Source organism: Amycolatopsis eburnea, assembly GCF_003937945.1.
Taxonomy (GTDB): Bacteria; Actinomycetota; Actinomycetes; order Mycobacteriales; family Pseudonocardiaceae; genus Amycolatopsis; species Amycolatopsis eburnea.
On record NZ_RSEC01000061.1, the window covers coordinates 465920 to 485643 of the forward strand.

Consider the following 19724-nt stretch of genomic DNA (forward strand, 5'->3'; position numbering starts at 1 on the left):
GCTGTCGTGATCGGCGCGCGTGGTTCATGATCGACTCCATGGACCACATCGAGACACCGGCGAAACCCGCCCGCGGCCTGCACCGGGTGCTCCTCGCGGCGGTGGCGGGCGCGTTGATCGCCGCCGCCGCGTGGGTGGCCCTCTGGCTGGCCATGCACCTTTAGGGGGACTACGGCGTGACCGTGATGTTCGTCAAGCCCGACTTGGCGTTCGTCACGGTGTTCGACGCGTACACCACGTTCGGGTGCGCCGCGCACTTCGACACCGAGCTGATCTTGATCGCGTAGGCGCCGGCCCCGCCGAGGTCGGACTTGTTGTTCCGCCAGACGTTCCCGCATCCGTTGTCGAACGACGGGCTCGTGCTGGTGTTGTGGTTCTCGTAGCCGTTGGCGAACGTGCCGGGCGCGGCGAACGTGCCCGTGTTGTCCTCGATCGTGTAGCCGATGCCCTTGACGTCGATCCAGGAGTCGGCCGAGTTCTCGCCGCTGATCCCGCGCCCGTCGAACGTGTTGCCGCGGATGACCCCGTCGAAGGTGCCTTCCTTGACGTCGATCGGCTCGGCCGCGACGAACGGCCCGATGTGGTTGCCCAGCACCTGGATCCGGTCGCCGCGGTCGACGCCGCCGGAGTTGCCGTGGCAGCCCCAGTTCGAGTTGGCGGAGCCGAGGTAGACGCCCTCGCCGTAGCCGGGCTGCACGAGGCCGGTGTAGGTGATCGTGGAGTTCTTCAGCACGCTGTCGGCCGACGAACGGCGGAAGTGGATCGCCTCTTCGTCGATGTGGTGCACGGTCACGCCGTCGATGGTGGTGTGCGGCGAGGCGTCGACGACAATGCCCTTTTTGGACTCCTGCACCGTGAAGCCGGTCAGGTTCCAGTACGGCGCGCCCGACAGCCACAGGCCGTAGCCCGGATCCCAGCCGGGAGTGGGCGCCGGGCAGCCGGGTGCGTCACCGGACGGGCCGTCGTTGATCAGGACGGCGTTCGCGGGGCCCGAAAGGGTGATCGGCTTCGCCGCGGTGCCGGGTTTCGTCGTGATGAAGGAGCCGCGGTAGGTGCCGGGCGCCAGCTTGATCGCCTGTCCCGGCGCCGCGTTCGCCAGCGCGGCCTGCAGCTGGGCGGCCGTGGAGACGTTCACGGTGTCGCCGCTGGGCGGGGGAGTGGTGGTCGTGGTGGGCGTCGTCGGGGTGGTGGTGGCCTGGCCGCCGCCCGCGCACGCGGCGCCGTTGACCGTGCAGCCGATGGGGACGCCTGCGCCGGAGACGTTGAAGCCGAAGCTCACGCTGGAACCGGCGGCGACCGTGCCGTTGAACCCGGCGTTGGTGAACTTGTAGTGCTGCCCGGTCTGCGTCTTCACCGAGCTCCACGAGCCGGTCACCGCCGAGCCGGCCGGCAGGTCGAACTCGACCGTCCAGCCGGTGGCGGCCGCGTCGCCGCGGTTCGCGATCGTGTAGCCGCCGCCGTAGCCACCGGTCCAGACCGAGGACTGCGCGAAGGTGGCGGAGAGGTTCGCCGCGGCCGCCGCCGCGGTGACCCCGCCGGTCAGGGCGAGGGCGAGCGCGGCGGCGGAAACGGTTGCGGCTCCGAGGAAAACGGCACTACGTGGGGACACCAGTGGCCTCCGGGAAAGGGGGACAGCGGAGGTGTTGCGGCGTACACCCGGACGTTCCCTTTATAGGCGACCCCGGCAGAGCCCGTCAATGGGCTGAACACCAGTCATGGATGTGAACGGTTAGCCGGTGACGCTCGGCGCGCCGGTTTCGAGGTGCCCGCTGAACCGGCGCAGGAACTTCGGGTCGGCGTCGAGTCTCGCCGACAGGTCGTACCAGCCGGACCCGTAGGCGACCGGGTTCCAGTCGTCGGTCACTGTCTGCCCGGCGGCGAGGGTGTAGGTCCACGGCCCGTCGGTGCGGTAGTGGTTCGCGGTGATCGTGAGCTTGACGGTCGTCGTCCCGCCGTTGCGCATGGTGAGCCGCAGCTTGTTTTCGGTGGTGTAGCCGCCGAGGACGTCGACGCCCGCGCCGGCGCTGTTCGCGTCCCCGGCCAGCACCCAGCGGAACCGGTTGGGCCCGTGCACCGCCACGCCGTACTTGCCGCCGCCGTAGAGCTGGATCCGCCAGGTGTCGCTGACCTGCGCCCCGGGTGCGACGTCGTAGGGCCACGGGCCGTCGGTCTGCCCGTCGTTGCGGTAGGCCATCAGCTGCACGGCCGCGGTGCCCTGGTTGGCGAACGTCGTGGTGAGGATCTTGCGGTCGGCGCTCAGCGACGTCGTGACCAGCGGCCGGTAGGGGAGCGCGCGGGCGGGCCGGGTCCCCGCCTCCTGGACCGGGACCTGCTGCGCGCCGGTCGCGGGCGGGGCGGGCTTCGGCAGCTTCGTCTGGGTGTCGTCGGCCTGCTTGCGCAGCGCGGCGGTGTCCGGCAGCAGCGGGATCTGCGAGTTCGGCGTGCCGAAGTCGAAGCACGTCATGAGGTCGCCGCAGAGCGCGCGGCGCCACGCGCTGATGTTCGGCTCGGCGACGCCGGTCCAGCGTTCCAGGAACCGGAGGACCGAAGTGTGGTCGGTGACTTCGGAGCTGACCCAGCCGCCGCGGCTCCACGGCGAGATCACCGTCATCGGCACGCGCGCCCCGAGACCGATCGGCTGCCCGCCGATGTACTCGCCCGCGGTGCCGGACGGCGCGATCGGCGGGGCGACGTGGTCGAAGAAGCCGTCGTTCTCGTCGTAGTTGATGAAGACCACTGTGGACTCCCAGAGCTTCGGGTTGGCCCACAAGGCGTTCAGCACGGTCTGGGTGTACGCGGCGCCGTCGACGGGCCGTGCTTCGGGGTGCTCGCAGTAGCCGTAGGGCGCGACGATCCAGGACACCTTCGGCAGCGAGCCGCTCGCGCAGTCGGCCTTGAACTCGGCGAGGACGTGGTCGACGTCCTTGCCCTGCCCCGAATCCGGTCCCCAGGTCTTGAACACGCTGGCCCGTCGGGACAGTTCGCTCGTGTAGTCCTGGTGGTAGGCCTGGAAGAGCCAGAGCGGGTTGTCGCCGTAGTCGCCGACGAACGAGCCGCTCGCGTCCCCGACCTCCTTGTTGGCGTAGACCTTCCACGAAACGCCGTGCTGCTGCAGGCGTTCCGGGTAGGTCGTCCAGCGGAAGACCGGCTGGTAGTCGGCGGGGTTGTAGTTCGCCGGGCCGCCCGCCTGCCCGGCGGCGTCGATGGTGCCGGTGAACAGGTAGAGCCGGTTGGGCGTGGTCGGGCCCTGCACCGAGCAGAAGTAGTGGTCGCACACCGTGAACGCGTCGGCGAGCGCGCGGTGGAACGGGATGTCGCCCTGGCCGAAGTAGCCCATGGTCATCTCGCCCTTGGCGGGGATCCACGCGTTGTTCGCGCCGCCGGCGATCGCCTGGTGCTGGTCGGTCCAGCCGTGGCCGAGGTCGCCGAGGTCCTGACCGTCCACTTTGGCCGTGTCCACCCGGAACGGCAGGAGGTACTTGCCATCGCTGCGCCCGGAATCGGGCTGGTGGAAGATGTCCTGGCCGTTCGGCTGGACGATCGCCGACCGGTCGCCGTAGCCGCGGACGCCCCGCATCGTGCCGTAGTAGTGGTCGAAGGAGCGGTTCTCCTGCATGAGGACGACGACGTGTTCGACGTCGGAAAGGCTGCCGGTGGCGCGGGGTTCGGCGAGCGCCTCGGCCATGCCGGGCGGCAGGGCGCCGAGCGCGCCGGCGGCGGCGACGCCGCCGAGGAAACTGCGTCGGGTGAGCTCGTGCGGGTCGGCCATCACGGGAGCCTCCAGGGGGCCTCGGCGGGGCAGCGCGCCCAGCGTAGGTGAGTGAAGGTGTTCGAAAACACCGACGTTCGGACGTAATCCTGCAATCCCGACACTTTCCGGTGATCGGGAACTGAACGGGAACCGGGCGGGGAATCTTGATCAGCACGAACCCTGACGGGAGGAGAGCACGATGAAGACCCGAATCGCTTCCTTCGCGGCGGCCGGTGCGCTCGCCGCTTCCGTGGTCGTCGCCGCGGCGGCCCCGGCGTCGGCCGACCCGGTGCCGGGCAGCGCGAACCAGTTCTACGCCTACTGCTCGGTCGACCTGCTCGGCGTGCCGGTCGCCTGCACGGAAACCGACGCGGCCCACGCCACGCACATCTGCCAGTACCTGGCGACGCCGCTGGGCATCGGCCTCGACTGCATCCAGCGCTGACCGGCCTGGTTGCCCGAAAGTACCCGGTGGTCCGGACCATCGGGTACTCGTCGGAAAATGTCCGACCGACTAGCCTTGTTCTTCGCAACCTCGGCCTCCATACTTTGTTGTGATCCACAACAAATAGGGCGCCGGTGAGCCGCCAGCCGTCGCCCGCGGAAGAAGAAGAGGCGACAATGACGTCGACCAGGATCCCCACCCGGTGGCGCCGGACGGCCCGGTTGCTGGCCGTCCCCGCCGCCCTGCTCGCGCTCGGCGCCGTGGTGGCCGCCCCGCCGAGCCAGGCCGCTTCGGTTCTCGAGAGCTTCACCGACGACTTCGACGGCCCCGCGGGCAGCGGCGTCGACGGCTCGAAGTGGGTGCACGAGACCGGCGACAACGTCAACAACCACGAACGGCAGTGGTACACCGACGGGACCGCCAACGCGGCCCTCGACGGCCAGGGCCACCTCGTGATCACCGCGAAGAAGGAGAACAGCGGCAACAACTGCTGGTACGGCGCGTGCGAGTACACCTCGGCGCGGCTGAACACCTCCGGCAAGTTCTCCACGTCGTCCGGGCACGTCGAAGCCCGGATGAAACTGCCGCGCGGGCAGGGCATGTGGCCCGCGTTCTGGATGCTGGGCACCGACATCGGCAGCGCAGGCTGGCCGAACTGCGGCGAGATCGACGTCATGGAGAACGTCGGGTTCGAGCCCAACACCGTGCACGGCACCATCCACGGCCCCGGCTACTCGGGCTCGGGCGGCATCGGAGCGGCCTACACCGGCCCGAACTTCTCCGACGACTTCCACACCTACGCCGTGGACTGGTCGACCGACAAGATCGTGTGGTCGGTGGACGGCAACGCCTACCAGACCCGCACACCGGCCGACGTCGGCGGCAACACGTGGGCGTTCAACCACCCGTTCTTCGTGATCCTCAACCTCGCGGTCGGCGGCTACTGGCCGGGTGACCCGGACGGCAGCACGCAGTTCCCGCAGCAGCTGGTGGTCGACTACGTCCACGTGAGCTGAGCGGCCCTCGAACGGCGGGACCGGCTCGCTCCCCGTGCGCGGCGGGGAGCGGACCGGTCCCGCGTCTTTTCCCGGGCCGGGCGCGGATGGGCGGATCGGCGGTGAACGAGTCGGTCACGACGTCGCGCCGGCCGGGCCTTGGTACAGAGCTGTGACATTCCTGGTTCAGACCTGTCGAACAACCCCGACGGGCCGGCGATCTTCCCCGGACAGAGTGACCGGAGTGCGCTCGGACGAGCGTGCCCCGGCAGCCGGAGGAGACCATGGCCCGTACCCGCATCCCACCCGTCGCCGGCGGGATCGCCGCCGCGGCGGCCGTCGTCGTCGCCGTGACCTGCTGGGTGCTCTTCCCGCCGGAACTCGCCGGCCGGGCGAGCGCCGCGCGGCCCGCGATCGACCTGGCGCTGCCGTGGCCGTCGGAAGGGCAGGCGAGCGCCGAGGTGCTGGGGCTGGGGTCGCTCGGCACGCGTGGTGCGCAGGAGCCGGTGCCGATCGCCAGCGTCACCAAGGTGATGACCGCCTACGTGGTGCTCAAGGACCACCCGCTCGACGCGGGCGAGGCGGGCCCGCGGATCACCGTCGACGAGCAGGCCGAGGCCGAATCGACCTCGGCGGAGGAGTCGACCGCGCCGGTCCGCGCGGGACGCCGGATCAGCGAGCGCGACCTGCTGGCCCTGATGCTGGTGCCGTCCGGCAACAACGTCGCCCGGCTGCTGGCCCGCTGGGACGCGGGCAGCCAGGAGGCGTTCGTCGCCAAGATGAACCGCGAGGCCGCGGCGCTCGGCATGACGAGCACGACGTACACCGGCGCGAGCGGCGTCGAGGACTCCACCACGAGCACCGCCGCCGACCAGCTGCGGCTGGCGCGCGAGGCGATGAAGATCCCGGTGCTGCGCGCGATCGTGGCGACGCCGAGCCTGCGCGTCGACGGCGTCCCGGGCACGGTGGTCAACACCAACACCCTCCTCGGCCAAGACGGCGTGATCGGCCTGAAGACGGGCTCGTCCACAGCCGCGGGCGGCGCGCTGATGTGGGCGGCGCAGGCCCCGGGCGGTGCGCTGATCCTGGGCGTGGTGCTGCACCAGAGCCCGGGTGGAAGCCCGGCATCGGGCTTGCGAGCGGCGCTGGAGAACAGCCGCAGGCTGATCGCGGCGATCCAGCACGAGCTGCCGACGGCGGCCACGCGATGACGGCGACCGTGCCACCGGGCGACCAGGGTTCGGCGGTGACCCAGCCGCTGGGGTGGAGCGGCGGGCGCCCGGCCACGGCGCCGGTGGAGCAGGCAGGCGGGCCGGTGCCGGGTGCGGGTTTGCGGCCGGTGGGGTCGGTGGATGGGCGAGTGCCGGGGGCGAAGACCCGGTCCGGGTCGGCGGATGGGCGAGTGCCCGGCGCAGGCGCCCGGCCGCCGGTCGCGGGTTCTGAGTCTGTGGCGTCGGTCGGCGGGCGAGTGCCGTCCCAGCCGCCGGGACCGGGCGGGCGACCGTCGTCCCGACGCCGGCCCGGAACCTGGCGTCGCGGCCGCATCATCGCCGCCCTCGCCATCCTCACCGCCCTGCTCCTGCTGGCCCACCCCCTCATCCCCAACTGGCCGGGCAACGCGGGCAGCCTCCTCGAAACCTTCCTCCCGTGGACCGGCGCCCTCGTCCTCCTCCTGCTCACCGCAGCCCTCCTGCGCCGCTCGGCCTTGGCTCTCGTCGCGCTCCTCCTCCCGACTCTGGTCTGGAGCACCTCCTTCGGCGCCAAGCTCTTCGACCACCGCGGCACCGGCGGCGACCTCACCGTCGTCTCGCACAACGTCAACGACGAAAACCTCGACCCCGCCGGCACCGCGCGAGCCCTCGCCGCCTCGAACGCGCAAGTGATCGCGCTCGAGGAGCTGAAGCGGTCCGAGATCCCGAAGTACGAAGACGCGCTCGCCGCCCGGTATCCGCACCACACCGTGCAGGGGACCGTCGGGGTCTGGAGCACCTTCCCGCTCCGGGACACCCGGCCGGTCGAGATCATGCCGTGGACGCGGGCGCTTCGGACCACTGTGGACACTGCGAAGGGGCCCGTCGCGCTCTTCGTCGCTCACCTGCCGTCGGTGCGGGTGCGGCTCGATTCGGGGTTCACCGCCAACGGCCGGGACGCCGCTGTCGAGCGGCTCGCTGCCGAAGTCGCCGCGGATTCCGCCGAAAAGGTCGTGCTCGTCGGGGATTTCAACGGGACCACCGACGATCGGGCGCTCGCCCCGATCACCGCTCGCCTGAAAGCCGCGCAGGACGAGGCCGGGGACGGGTTCGGGTTCAGCTGGCCCGCGTCGCTGCCGCTGGCGCGGATCGACCAGGTCTTCGTCGGCGGGGTGCGGGCGGTCGCGGCCTGGACGCTGCCCGCGACGGGGAGCGACCACCTGCCCGTGGCGGCGACCGTCGCGCTCTGACGCCGGGGGCGCGAACATGCGCCTGAACACCGTGGTCACCGCGCACCTGGTGAATCACAAACCAGGCTTTCCGCAGGCCGGGGCCCGGAAGCCGCGGCGGCGGGGAGTCCGGCGCACGTGACCACACCGTTACGCGACCCAGGGTTGACCGCGAGGGTGTTATCGCTAACACTACTCCTCGCCGTCACCGGAACAGGTGACGCAGGCCCAGTCGACGCGGACGGAGAGGGGACGCCGGTGGCCGAACGACCCCGCTCCGGCGGACCCGTGCGGGTGACCGCGGCCGGGACGCGGCAGCCGAGCCTGACCGACGTCGCGGGCGTGGCCGGGGTCTCGCACATGACCGTGTCCCGGGTGATCAACGGGACCGGCCCGGTGCGCCCCGAGACGCGGGCCCGGGTGCTCGCGGCGATCGAGGAACTGGGCTACCGGCCCAACTCCGCGGCCCGCGCGCTGGTCACCGGGCGGACCGGGACGCTCGGCGTCGTCGCGCTCGAGTCCAATCTGTACGGTCCGGCCAGCACGCTGTACGGCATCGAGAACGCCGCCCGCGAAGCCGGGTACGCGATCACGATCTCCAGTGTCAGCCGGCCGGGCCGGTCGTCGATCGCCGACGCGGTGGAGAACCTGCGCCGCCAGGCGGTCGAAGGCATCATCGTCATCGCCCCGCACGTCAGTGCGGGCCGTGCGCTGGAAGCCGCGCCCGCGGACTTCCCGGTCGTCGCCGTCGGCGGCGGGGAGACCGCGCCCGTGCCGGTCATCTCCGTCGACCAGCGCGACGGCGCCCGCCGCGCCACCGAGCACCTGCTCGCCCTCGGCCACCGCACGGTCTGGCACGTCGCCGGGCCGGAGGACTGGCTGGAGGCCCGCGACCGCGAGCTCGGCTGGCGCGAAACCCTGGAACGCCACGGGGTCCCGGCCCCGCGGGTGATCCGCGGAGACTGGAGCTCGCGGTCGGGCTACGAGGCGGGGCGATCCCTCGCCAAGGAACCGAAGCTGGACGCCGTTTTCGCCGGCAACGACCAGATGGCGCTCGGCTTGCTGCGCGCGTTCGCCGAGGCCGGTGTTTCGGTGCCGCGCGACGTGCGCGTCGCGGGCTTCGACGACGTGCCCGAGGCGGCGTACTTCACGCCGCCGCTCACCACGGTGCGCCAGGACTTCATCGAAGTCGGCAGGCGCACGTTCGGCCTGCTCACCCAGCGGATGGACGGGGGTGACCGGCACGCGCGCGCCTTGGTCGTGCCCGAGCTGATCGTCCGCGAGAGCACCGGGCCGCGTTAGCACGGCGAACGCGCCCGGCCCCAGAACGACCCCTCTGAATGTTAACGCTAACAAATTTGATCACCGTCGATCGAGGAGTGAACGTGCTGAAGAAGCGATGGGCCGCCGCGGCGGCCGCGGCGGCCGGACTCGTGCTGCTCAGCGCCTGCGGGAGTGGTGGCTCTTCCGGTGGCTCCGGCGGGGCGGTCACGCTCGGCTTCGCCCAGGTGGGCGCCGAGAGCGGCTGGCGGACGGCGAACACGAAGTCGATCCAGGAATCGGCCAAGACCGCCGGCATCGAGCTGAAGTTCTCCGACGCGCAGCAGAAGCAGGAGAACCAGATCTCCGCCATCCGCTCCTACATCCAGCAGAAGGTCAAGGTCATCGCCTTCTCGCCGGTGGTGGAGTCCGGCTGGGACACCGTGCTCAAGGAAGCCAAGACGGCCAACATCCCGGTCATCCTCACCGACCGCGCGATCGACTCGCCGGACAAGTCGCTCTACAAGACCTTCCTCGGCTCGGACTTCATCGCCGAGGGCAAGAAGGCGGGGCAGTGGCTGACCAAGGAGTTCGGCAGCGCCACCGGCCAGGTCAACATCGTCGAACTGCAGGGCACCACCGGGTCCGCCCCGGCGAACGACCGCAAGAAGGGCTTCGCGGACGTCATCGCGGCGGACCCGAAGTACAAGATCGTCGCCTCGCAGACCGGTGAGTTCACCCGCGCCAAGGGCAAGGAGGTCATGGAGGCCTTCCTGAAGTCCCAGCCCAAGATCGACGTCCTCTACGCGCACAACGACGACATGGCGCTCGGCGCCATCGAGGCGATCGAAGCCGCGGGCAAGGTCCCGGGCAAGGACATCAAGATCGTCTCGGTCGACGGCGTCAAGGACGCGCTGACCGCGCTGGCCGACGGCAAGATCAACCACGTCGTCGAGTGCAACCCGCTGCTCGGCCCGCAGCTGATGGACCTGGTGAAGAAGGTCGCCGCCGGCGAGCAGGTGCCCGCCCGCATCGAGACCCAGGAAACCGAGTTCGACCAGGCGTCGGCGAAGGCCGCCCTGCCGCAGCGGCAGTACTGAGAGGTCCCCGTGTCCACCGAAATCCTGACCATGACCGGGATCCGCAAGGAGTTCCCCGGCGTCCTCGCCCTCGACGGCGTCGGCTTCCGCCTGTTCCCCGGCGAAGTCCACGCGCTGATGGGGGAGAACGGCGCCGGCAAGTCCACCCTGATCAAGGTGCTGACCGGGGTGTACGGCGTGGACGCGGGCACGATCACCCTCGCCGGGACCGCCGTCTCCTTCGGCGGGCCCGGCGAGGCCCAGCAGGCCGGCATCAGCACGGTCTACCAGGAGGTCAACCTCTGCCCGAACCTGTCCGTGGCGGAGAACGTCTGCCTCGGCCGGGAACCCCGCCGCTTCGGCCGCATCCAGTGGGGGCCGATGCGGCGGCGGGCCGAGGAGCTCCTCGCCCGGCTGGACGTCCACGTGGACGTCTCGGCCGAGCTGAGCACCTGCTCCATCGCGGTGCAGCAGCTGGTCGCGATCGCCCGCGCGCTCGACGTCGACGCGCGGGTGCTCGTGCTCGACGAGCCGACGTCCAGTTTGGACGCCGGCGAGGTCGAGCAGCTGCTGAAGGTCGTCCGGTCCCTGCGCGAGCAGGGCCTGGCGATCCTGTTCGTCTCCCACTTCATCGACCAGGTCTTCGCCGTCGCGGACCGGATGACGGTGCTGCGCAACGGAAAGCTGATCGGCGAGTACCGCACCGCGGACATCACGCCGGTCGAGCTGGTCACCAAGATGATCGGCAAGGAACTCCAGGTCCTCGAGGACCTGGAGGACTCCGGCCCCACCCGGGCCGAGGTCGCGGACGCGCCGGTGTTCCTGTCCGCCGCGGACCTGGGGCGCAAGGGCGGCGTCGAGCCGTTCAGCCTCGACGTCCACGCCGGTGAGGTCGTCGGTCTCGCCGGGCTCCTGGGCTCGGGCCGCACCGAGCTGGCCCGGCTGCTCTTCGGCGCCGACCACGCCGACAGCGGGTCGATCCGCGTCGACGGGGAAACCACGAACCTGCGCACCCCGCGCGCCGGGCTCGACCACCGGATCGCGTTCTGCTCGGAAAACCGCAAGACCGAAGGCCTGGTCGAAGAACTGACCGTCCGGGAGAACATCGTCCTCGCGCTCCAGGCCTCGCGCGGCTGGGCGCGGCCGCTGTCCCGGCGCCGCCAGGACGAGATCGCCGGCAAGTACATCAAGGCGCTCGACATCCGGCCCGCCAACCCGGAAGCGCTGGTGGGCAACCTGTCCGGCGGCAACCAGCAGAAGGTGCTGCTGGCCCGCTGGCTCATCACCGAACCGCGCCTGCTGATCCTCGACGAGCCGACCCGCGGCATCGACATCGGCGCGAAGACGGAGATCCAGCGGCTGGTCACGCAGCTGTCCGCCGAGGGGATGGCCGTGCTGTTCATCTCCGCCGAACTCGACGAGGTGCTGCGGCTGAGCCACCGGGTCGTCGTGCTGCGCGACCGGAAAGTCGTGGCCCAGCGCGAAAACCAGGGACTCACCGCGGACGACGTGATGGCCACGATGGCCGAGGGAGCCGTCTCATGACCAAGCACCGGTTGTTCTGGCCCGTGGTGGCGCTGCTCGCGCTGCTGCTGGGCGACCTGATCGCGAGCCCCGCGTTCTTCTCGATCGAACTGCGCGACGGTCACCTCTACGGGAACCTCGTCGACATCCTGAAGAACGGCGCCCCGCTGATCCTCATCGCGATCGGCATGACGCTCGTCATCGCCACCCGCGGCATCGACCTCTCGGTCGGCGCGGTCGTCGCGATCAGCGGCTCGCTCGCGTGCCTGTGGATCGCCGACCACCCCGACGGCGTCGGTGCCACGCTCGTCGCGGTCGGGCTCGCGCTGGGGCTGTCGCTGGTGCTCGGGGTGTGGAACGGCTGGCTCGTCGCCCAGCTGGGCATCCAGCCGATCATCGCCACGCTCATCCTGATGGTCGCCGGCCGGGGGATCGCGCAGCTGATCTCCGGCGGGCAGATCATCACGATCAACTCGGCGCCGTACGAATGGATCGGCAGCGGGTTCGTGTTCACCCTGCCCAGCGCGATCCTCATCGCGCTGGCCGTGTTCGTGCTGGCGTCGCTGCTGGTCCGCCGCTCGGCCCTCGGCCTGCTCGTCGAAGCCGTCGGCGGGAACCCCGAGGCCAGCCGGCTGGCGGGCCTCCGGTCGGCCCGGCTGACCTGGCTCGTCTACGTCTTCTGCGCGCTGTGCGCGGGCATCGCTGGGCTGATGATCAGCGCGAACGTGCACAGCGCCGACGCCAACCACGCCGGGCTGTTCATCGAGCTCGACGCCATCCTCGCCGTCGTCGTCGGCGGCACGCAGCTGACCGGCGGCCGCTTCTCGATCGGCGGTGCGGTGATCGGCGCGCTGCTCATCCAGACGCTGACCACCACCGTCTACGCCCTCGGCATCCCGCCCGAGGCGATCATGCTGTTCAAGGCCGTGGTCGTGCTCGCGGTGTGCCTGCTGCAGTCGCCCGCGTTCCGCCGCAAGCTCCGCCGCCGCAAGGCCCGCCCGGCCGCGCCGGCGCCCGCGTCCGCTCCGGAAAAGGTGGAGGTCACGGCATGACCACGCTGACCCGCATCAAGGGCTACCGGCCGCAGCAGCGGCACCTCCCGATCCTCGCCACGATGGCGCTGCTCATCGGCGCCTACGTCTTCGGCGCGGCCAGCTATGACGCGTTCGGCTCCGGGCAGGTCGTGCTCGACCTGTTCATCAACAACGCCTTCCTGCTCGTGGTCGCGGTCGGCATGACGTTCGTGATCCTCACCGGCGGCATCGACCTGTCGGTGGGCTCGGTGGTCGCACTGTCCACAGTGGTCTCCGGCGACCTGATGCAGAAGCACGGCTGGTCCGCGTACGCGGCGATCGCCGTGGTGCTGGTGATCGGCGCCCTGCTCGGGGCCGGGATGGGCGCGCTCATCCACTTCTTCGAGATCCAGCCGTTCATCGCCACGCTGATCGGGATGTTCTTCGCCCGCGGGCTCTGCTACACGATCAGCACCGAGGCGTACTCGATCGACAACCCGACGATCGCCACCCTCGCCCAGACGCAGATCCCGCTGGGCGGGGAGCTGCACATCTCGATCAGCGTGGTCGTCGCGCTCGTCGTCGTCCTCGCGGCGGTGTACGTGCTGGCCTTCACCCGGTTCGGGCGCACGGTCTACTCGATCGGCGGCAACGCGCAGTCCGCGATGCTGATGGGTCTCAAGACCGGCCGCACGAAGATCGCCGTCTACACGATCAGCGGGTTCTGCTCGGCGCTCGGCGGGCTGCTGCTGGTGCTGTACAAGTCTTCCGGCGACCCGCTCAACGGCGTCGGCCTGGAGCTGACCGCGATCGCCGCGGTCGTCATCGGCGGCACCATCCTCACCGGTGGTTCCGGCTACGTGCTGGGCACCGTGCTCGGGATCATGGTGCTGGGCATCATCCAGACGCTGATCACCTTCGACGGCACCCTCAACTCCTGGTGGACCTCGATCATCACCGGCGCACTCCTCTTCGTCTTCATCGTCCTGCAACGCCTGGTCACCCGACGAACCCGTTAGGCGGAGCTTTCCCGTGAAAGCTCCGCCTTCGCACCCGTAATGTGAGCGCTAACGCTCGAAGGAGAGCCATGCCCCACAGATTCCGGCGGCCCCTGGCCGTGCTCGCGGCCGTCACGTTGTTGTCCGCCCTGCCCGTGACGACCGCCGCGGCCGGCCCCGAGCCGGGGCTGGCCGGGCACTGGGCGTTCGACGACGGCAGCGGGACCACCGCCGCCGACACCGCAGGCGACCACCCCGCCACCCTGAACCCCGGCGCGGGCTGGGGCCCGGGAATCCGCGGTGGTGCCTTGACCACCGACGGCACCAGCGGCTTCGCCGACGCCGGCGCGCCCGTGCTGGACACGACCAAGAGCTTCTCGGTGAGCAGCTGGGTCAAGCTCGACAAGACGTCCGGCTTCCAGACGTTCGTGAGCGTCGACGGGAACCAGGTCAGCAACTTCTTCCTGCAGTTCCGCGACGACTCGCGCCGGTTCGCCTTCACGCGGCTGGCCGGGGACGCCCCGGCCGACGGCGTCGTCGCGGGCGCGAACTTCGACCCGGTCGTGGGCCAGTGGTACCAGCTCACCGGCGTGTTCGACGCCGCGGCGTCCACGCTGTCGCTGTACGTCGACGGCACCCGCCAGGCCACCGTCGCCGCGCCCGCCGGCTGGGCCGGGACGGGTCACCTGGTGATCGGCCGCGGCAAGTACGGCGGCAACCCGGTGGACTACTTCGACGGCTCGATCGACGACGTCCGCGCGTACTCCGGCGCGCTGACCCCGGCCGACGCCGCCCGCCTGGCCATCGCCGGGCACTGGACCCTCGACGAAGGCACCGGCACCACCGCCGCCGACGACTCCCTCGACGCGCGCACCGCCACCCTCACCGGCGGCGCGACCTGGGGTGACGGCGTCGTCGGCCCGCACGGCGCGGTGCTCAACGGCACCGACGCCGCGATCGACGCCCCGGCGCCGGTCGTCGACACCGCGCAGAGCTTCTCGGTGTCCGCGTGGGTCAAGCCGACCGCGGCCACCGGCTTCCGCACCGCGGTGAGCGTCGACGGCTCGGCGATCAGCGGCTTCTACCTCCAGCGCGCCGCCGACGGCCGGTTCGCCTTCACCCGCCGCGCGGGCGACGGCGACACGGCGTCGTCCTCGGCGGTGTCCACGCTGCCCGCGCAGGCCGACCAGTGGCAGCACGTCGTCGGCGTCTACAACCGCGCGGCCGGCACGCTTTCCCTGTACGTCAACGGAACCCTGCAGCAGAGCGTCCCGTTCACGACGCCGTGGACCGCCTCCGGGCACCTGGTCATCGGGCGCGGAAAGTGGGCGGGCGCGCCGGCGGACTGGTTCGCCGGGGGAGTGGACGACGTCCGCGCCTACCCGACCCCGCTGACCGCCTCCGCCGTCGCTTCGCTGGCCGCCAGCGGATCGTGGCACTTCGACGAAGGCGCCGGCACGGTCGCCCGTGACTCGAGCGCCAACGCGGCCGACGGCACCCTCCGCGGGGCGACGTGGACCGCGGGCGCGGCGGGCAAGGCCGTCCAGTTCGACGGCAAGTCCACTGTGGACATGGGCACCTCGCCCGCGTTCGACACCGGCACCGGCTCGCTCTCGCTGGCCGCCTGGTTCCGCACCACCGCGGACGGCACCCTCGTCGACCACGGCGACGGCTACGCCCTCGGCGTCACCGGCGGCAAGCTGACCGCCCGGGTCGGCACGATCCAGGTGACCACCACCGGCGGCGGCCTGGCCGACGGCAACTGGCACCACGCCGCCCTCGTCCTCGACCGCGCCTCGCAGCGGCTCACCGTCTACGCCGACGGCGACGCGGCCGCGGTCACCAGCACCTGCGGCACCCCGACCGGGACCACTTTGGACGTTTCCGCCTGCCCGGCCTCGGGCACCGCCACCGCGCCGCTGACCGTGGGCGCCGGGTTCACCGGCGCCGTCGACGAACTCGAACTGCGCCGCTTCCCGCTCACCGCGGCCCAGATCGGCACCCTCGCGGGCGCCAACCACCTGGACGTCGACGCCAACGTCGTCCGCGCCAACACCCGCCCGACCACCTACGGCTCGATCCTCGAAGACATCAGCCACTCCGTCGAAGGCGGGCTGTACGCGGAACTCGTCCGCAACCGCACCTTCAAGGAGGCCTACCAGCGCGGCAGCGGCGCGGGCGACACCCCGGTCCCGTACTGGTCGCTCGTCACCTCGCCGGGCGCCACCGGCACGTACGCGATCGACACCGCCACCCCGCTCAACACCGCCCTCGACCGGTCGCTGAAGCTGCACGCCGACGCGGTCCCGGCGGGTGGTCGCGTGGCCGCGGCCAACGTCGGCTACTACGGCATCGCCGCGAAACCCGCCACCAAGTACACCGGCAGCTTCTTCGGCAAGGGCACCTGGACCGGCGCGGTTCGCGTCAGCCTGGAGAAGCCGGACGGCACGGTCCTGGCGAGCAAGGACGTCCAGCCGGTCGGCCCCGCGTGGGCGCAGCAGACGTTCAGCTTCACCACGCCGTCGACCATCACCGCGTCCACCGACAACCGGATCGTCGTCTCCCTGGTCAACAAGGGGAAGACGGCGCTGACCGGCGACGCCTGGTTCCAGCAGGTCTCGCTGTTCCCGCCCACCTTCAAGAACCACGGCGTCCGCCTCGACCTCGGGCAGAAGCTCGCGGCCATGAAGCTCGGCCTGTTCCGCGTCCCGGGCGGCAACTACCTCGAAGGCAACACCCTCGACACCCGGTTCGCCTGGAAGAACACCATCGGCAAGCCGGAGGAGCGGCCGGGCCACCAGAACACCGCGTGGGGCTACTGGTCCACCGACGGCTTCGGCATCCTCGACTACCTCAAGCTGGCCGAGGACATCGGCGCCCAGCCGCTGCTGGCCCTGTTCGCCGGCTACACGCTCAACGGCCAGCACGTCGACCAGGCCGACTACCCGCAGTACGTCCAGGAAGCCCTCGACGAGATCGAGTACGCCATCGGCGACGCCTCCACGACGTGGGGCGCGAAGCGGGTCGCCGACGGGCACCCGGCACCGTTCGACCTGCACTACGTCGAGGTCGGCAACGAGGACTGGTTCGACGGCTCGGGCAGCTACGCCTGGCGGTTCACCGACATGTACAACGCCATCAAGGCGAAGTACCCGCAGCTGACGGTCATCGCGACGACCGGCGGTCTGCAGGGCGGCGCCGCGTCGAGCACCTCGACCGGGGTGCGCTCGGACGCCGCGGACGACCACTACTACCAGTCGCCGCAGTGGTTCACCGACAACTCGACCCGCTACGACACCGCGGACCGCTCCGGCCCGGACATCCTCGTCGGCGAGTACGGCGCCCAGGACGGCCGGCCCACCGGCACCCTGGCCGCCGCCATCGGCGAAGCCGCGTTCCTCACCGGCCTCGAACGCAACAGCGACGTCGTCATCGGCTCGATGTACGCGCCGGTGCTGGTGCAGGAGAACCAGTCGAACTGGCCGGTCAACCTGATCGGCTTCGACGCCGGGACGAGCTACGCCTCGCCGTCGTACTGGGTGCAGCAGATGTTCTCCAGCACCCTCGGCAAGCAGATCGTGACCAGCCGCCTCAACCAGGGCAGCCCGCTGCGGCAGGTGGTCAACGTGACCACCAAGAACGGCCGCAAGACGTTCACGGTCAAGCTCGTCAACCCGACCGGCCAGGTGCAGACCGCGCGGCTGGCGCTCACCGGCGTCACCGCGGTCGACGGCACCGGGACGCTCACCACGCTCACCGGCGACCCGGCGGGCCGCAACAGCCTCGCCGCGCCGACCGCCATCGTGCCGCAGACCAGGGAGATCACCGGACTGGCCGCGACGTCGAAGCTGACCCTGCCCGCCAACTCCGTGACCACCCTGGTCATCACCGGCCGCTGAACAACACCAGGAGAGAGGACACCGTGGGACAACCACTCACCGTCGGCGTCGACTTCGGCACGCTGTCGGGCCGCGCCGTGGTCGTGCGCGTGGCGGACGGCGCCGAGCTGGGCAGCGCGGTCTTCGAATACCCGCACGGGGTGCTCGACGAGACGCTGCCCGCCACCGGTCGCCCGCTGCCGCCGGACTGGGCGCTGCAGGTGCCCGCGGACTACGTCGGAGTGCTCCGCACCGCCGTCCCGGCCGCGCTCGCCGCGGCCGGGGCGGACCCGGCCGACGTCATCGGCATCGCCACCGACTTCACCGCCTGCACGATGGTGCCGACCACCGCGGACGGCACGCCGCTGTGCGAGCTGCCCGAGTTCGCAGGCAACCCGCACGCCTACGTCAAGCTGTGGAAGCACCACTCGGCCCAGCCGCAGGCGGACCGCATCAACGAGCTGGCCCGCACGCGCGGCGAGAAGTGGCTGCCGCGCTACGGCGGGCTGATCTCGTCGGAGTGGGAGTTCGCCAAGGGACTCCAGGTGTTCGAAGAGGCACCGGAGGTTTACGGCGCGATGCGGTACTGGGTCGAGGCGGCCGACTGGATCGTCTGGCAGCTGACCGGCACCTACGTCCGCAACGCGTGCACCGCCGGGTACAAGGGCATCCTGCAGGACGGCCAGTACCCCAGCCGCGACTTCCTCCGCGAACTGGCGCCCGGCTTCGAGTCCTTCGTGGCCGACAAGCTCGAACACCCCCTGGGGCAATTGGGTTCGCGCGCCGGCTCACTGAGCGCCGAAGCGGCCGAGTGGACCGGGCTGCCCGAGGGCATCGCCGTGGCCGTTGGCAACGTTGACGCGCACGTCACCGCGCCCGCGGCGAACGCCGTCGAACCCGGTCAGATGGTCGCCATCATGGGCACCTCGACGTGCCACGTGATGAACGGCGCCGAGCTGCGGGAAGTCCCCGGCATGTGCGGGGTCGTCGACGGCGGGATCGTCTCCGGCCTCTGGGGCTACGAAGCCGGGCAGAGCGGTGTCGGCGACATCTTCGGGTGGTTCACCGAGCACTTCGCCCAGGACGGGCACGAGGAGCTCACCCGGCTGGCCGCGCAGCAGGAGATCGGCGAACACGGCCTGGTCGCCCTGGACTGGCACAGCGGCAACCGGTCGGTGCTCGTCGACCACGAGCTGTCCGGCGTGATCGTCGGCCAGACGCTGGCCACCCGCGCCGAAGACGTCTACCGCGCGCTGCTGGAGGCCACGGCGTTCGGCACCCGCAAGATCATCGAGACCTTCGGCGAGGCCGGCGTCCCGGTCACCGAGCTGATCATCGCGGGCGGCCTGGTCAAGAACGCGCTGCTCATGCAGATCTACGCCGACGTCACCAACCTCCCGCTGTCGGTCATCGGCTCCGAGCAGGGACCCGCGCTCGGCTCGGCCATCCACGCCGCGGTCGCCGCCGGGGCCTACCCCGACATCCGCGCGGCCGCCGCCGCGATGGGCTCGGTCGAGCGCGCGGTCTACCAGCCGGTGCCCGCGCACGTCACCGCCTACGACGAGCTGTACGCCGAGTACACGACGTTGCACGACTACTTCGGCCGTGGCGGCAACGATGTCATGCACCGCCTCGCCGCCCGCCGCCGCGCAGTCGCGAAAGGACGGTCCTGATGTCCCTGACCGGTGAAGTGCTCGACACCGTCGCCGAACTGCGGGACACCGTGGCGAAGCTGCACGGCGAACTGACCCGCAACGAGCTGGTCATCTGGACCGCGGGCAACGTCTCGGCCCGGGTCCCCGGCCGCGACCTGCTGGTGATCAAGCCCTCGGGGGTGTCCTACGACAACCTGTCCGCGGACACCATGGTGGTCACCGACCTGCACGGTGAGCTCGTCGAGGGCGACCTCGCGCCGTCGTCGGACACCGCCGCGCACGCCTACGTCTACCGGCACATGCCCGAGATCGGCGGCGTCGTCCACACGCACTCGACGTACGCCACGGCGTGGGCCGCGCGCGGCGAGCCGATCCCGTGCGTGCTCACGATGATCGCCGACGAGTTCGGCGGCGAGATCCCGGTCGGGCCGTTCGCCCTGATCGGCGACGACTCCATCGGCCGCGGCATCGTCGAAACGCTTCGCGCGAGCCGGTCGCCGGCCGTGCTGATGCGCAACCACGGCCCGTTCACCGTCGGCCGCACCGCCCGCGACGCGGTCAAGGCCGCCGTGATGGTCGAGGACGTGGCCCGCACCGTCCACAAGGCCTTCGAGCTGGGCACGCCCGAACCCCTGCCGCCCGAGGACGTCGACCGGCTCTACGCCCGGTACCAGAACGTCTACGGCCAGCACTGATTCCAAGGAGAA

At 71.0% G+C, this 19724-nt stretch carries 14 protein-coding genes and 1 pseudogene; 13 read left to right on the forward strand and 2 right to left on the reverse strand.

The features are described 5' to 3' along the window. Positions 1–38: 38 nt before the first annotated feature. Positions 39–164 carry a hypothetical protein gene (locus EIY87_RS49080; protein WP_263855658.1) on the forward strand — a complete coding sequence of 42 codons (126 nt, stop codon included), beginning with the start codon at positions 39–41 and terminating at the stop codon, positions 162–164. Between the two features lie 5 nt (positions 165–169). On the opposite strand, the gene EIY87_RS41440 is transcribed toward EIY87_RS49080, so the two are convergent. Both EIY87_RS41440 and EIY87_RS41445 read right to left on the reverse strand, forming a co-directional pair. After that, the gene (locus tag EIY87_RS41440; protein ID WP_225440366.1) at positions 170–1609 is read right to left on the reverse strand and encodes a cellulose binding domain-containing protein; all 1440 of its coding nucleotides are present in this window, start codon (positions 1607–1609) and stop codon (positions 170–172) included. Positions 1610–1729: 120 nt separating this feature from the next. Further along, positions 1730–3769, reverse strand: coding sequence for a phosphocholine-specific phospholipase C (locus EIY87_RS41445; protein WP_125315429.1), 2040 nt, complete (start codon positions 3767–3769; stop codon positions 1730–1732). Between the two features lie 181 nt (positions 3770–3950). Here EIY87_RS41445 and EIY87_RS41450 point away from each other — a divergent pair, with 181 nt between their 5' ends. The 12 genes and pseudogenes from EIY87_RS41450 to EIY87_RS41505 all read left to right on the forward strand — a co-directional run bounded on the left by EIY87_RS41450 (position 3951) and on the right by EIY87_RS41505 (position 19712). After that, positions 3951–4196 (forward strand): hypothetical protein, encoded by a 246-nt coding sequence (locus EIY87_RS41450; RefSeq protein WP_125315430.1) that lies wholly within the window; start codon positions 3951–3953, stop codon positions 4194–4196. A gap of 176 nt (positions 4197–4372) precedes the next feature. Then, positions 4373–5209: pseudogene (locus tag EIY87_RS41455) on the forward strand (glycoside hydrolase family 16 protein); the annotation flags it as partial. Positions 5210–5475: 266 nt separating this feature from the next. Further along, the gene (locus EIY87_RS41460) at positions 5476–6402 is read left to right on the forward strand and encodes a D-alanyl-D-alanine carboxypeptidase family protein (RefSeq protein WP_125315432.1); all 927 of its coding nucleotides are present in this window, start codon (positions 5476–5478) and stop codon (positions 6400–6402) included. A 257-nt stretch (positions 6403–6659) separates the two neighbouring features. After that, the gene (locus EIY87_RS41465) at positions 6660–7631 is read left to right on the forward strand and encodes an endonuclease/exonuclease/phosphatase family protein (RefSeq protein ID WP_125315433.1); all 972 of its coding nucleotides are present in this window, start codon (positions 6660–6662) and stop codon (positions 7629–7631) included. Between the two features lie 237 nt (positions 7632–7868). Next, positions 7869–8912 carry a LacI family DNA-binding transcriptional regulator gene (locus tag EIY87_RS41470; protein ID WP_125315434.1) on the forward strand — a complete coding sequence of 348 codons (1044 nt, stop codon included), beginning with the start codon at positions 7869–7871 and terminating at the stop codon, positions 8910–8912. 38 nt (positions 8913–8950) lie between these two features. Beyond that, entirely contained in the window at positions 8951–9970 is a 1020-nt protein-coding gene (locus EIY87_RS41475) for an ABC transporter substrate-binding protein (protein WP_404800145.1), read from the forward strand. A gap of 30 nt (positions 9971–10000) precedes the next feature. Then, positions 10001–11494, forward strand: a complete 1494-nt coding sequence (locus EIY87_RS41480; RefSeq protein ID WP_125315591.1) for a sugar ABC transporter ATP-binding protein — start codon at positions 10001–10003, stop codon at positions 11492–11494. Beyond that, positions 11491–12525 (forward strand): ABC transporter permease, encoded by a 1035-nt coding sequence (locus EIY87_RS41485; protein ID WP_125315436.1) that lies wholly within the window; start codon positions 11491–11493, stop codon positions 12523–12525. The genes EIY87_RS41480 and EIY87_RS41485 overlap by 4 nt, the downstream gene beginning before the upstream one ends. Beyond that, entirely contained in the window at positions 12522–13505 is a 984-nt protein-coding gene (yjfF, locus tag EIY87_RS41490; RefSeq protein WP_125315437.1) for a galactofuranose ABC transporter, permease protein YjfF, read from the forward strand. Before EIY87_RS41485 ends, yjfF begins: the two co-directional genes overlap by 4 nt. A 68-nt stretch (positions 13506–13573) precedes the next feature. Next, positions 13574–17383, forward strand: a complete 3810-nt coding sequence (locus tag EIY87_RS41495) for a LamG-like jellyroll fold domain-containing protein (RefSeq protein ID WP_125315438.1) — start codon at positions 13574–13576, stop codon at positions 17381–17383. A gap of 23 nt (positions 17384–17406) precedes the next feature. Continuing rightward, on the forward strand, positions 17407–19035 hold the full coding sequence (araB, locus tag EIY87_RS41500; protein ID WP_125315439.1) for a ribulokinase: 1629 nt from the start codon (positions 17407–17409) through the stop codon (positions 19033–19035). After that, positions 19035–19712, forward strand: coding sequence for an L-ribulose-5-phosphate 4-epimerase (locus EIY87_RS41505; protein WP_125315440.1), 678 nt, complete (start codon positions 19035–19037; stop codon positions 19710–19712). Before araB ends, EIY87_RS41505 begins: the two co-directional genes overlap by 1 nt. The last annotated feature ends 12 nt before the right edge of the window (positions 19713–19724 follow it).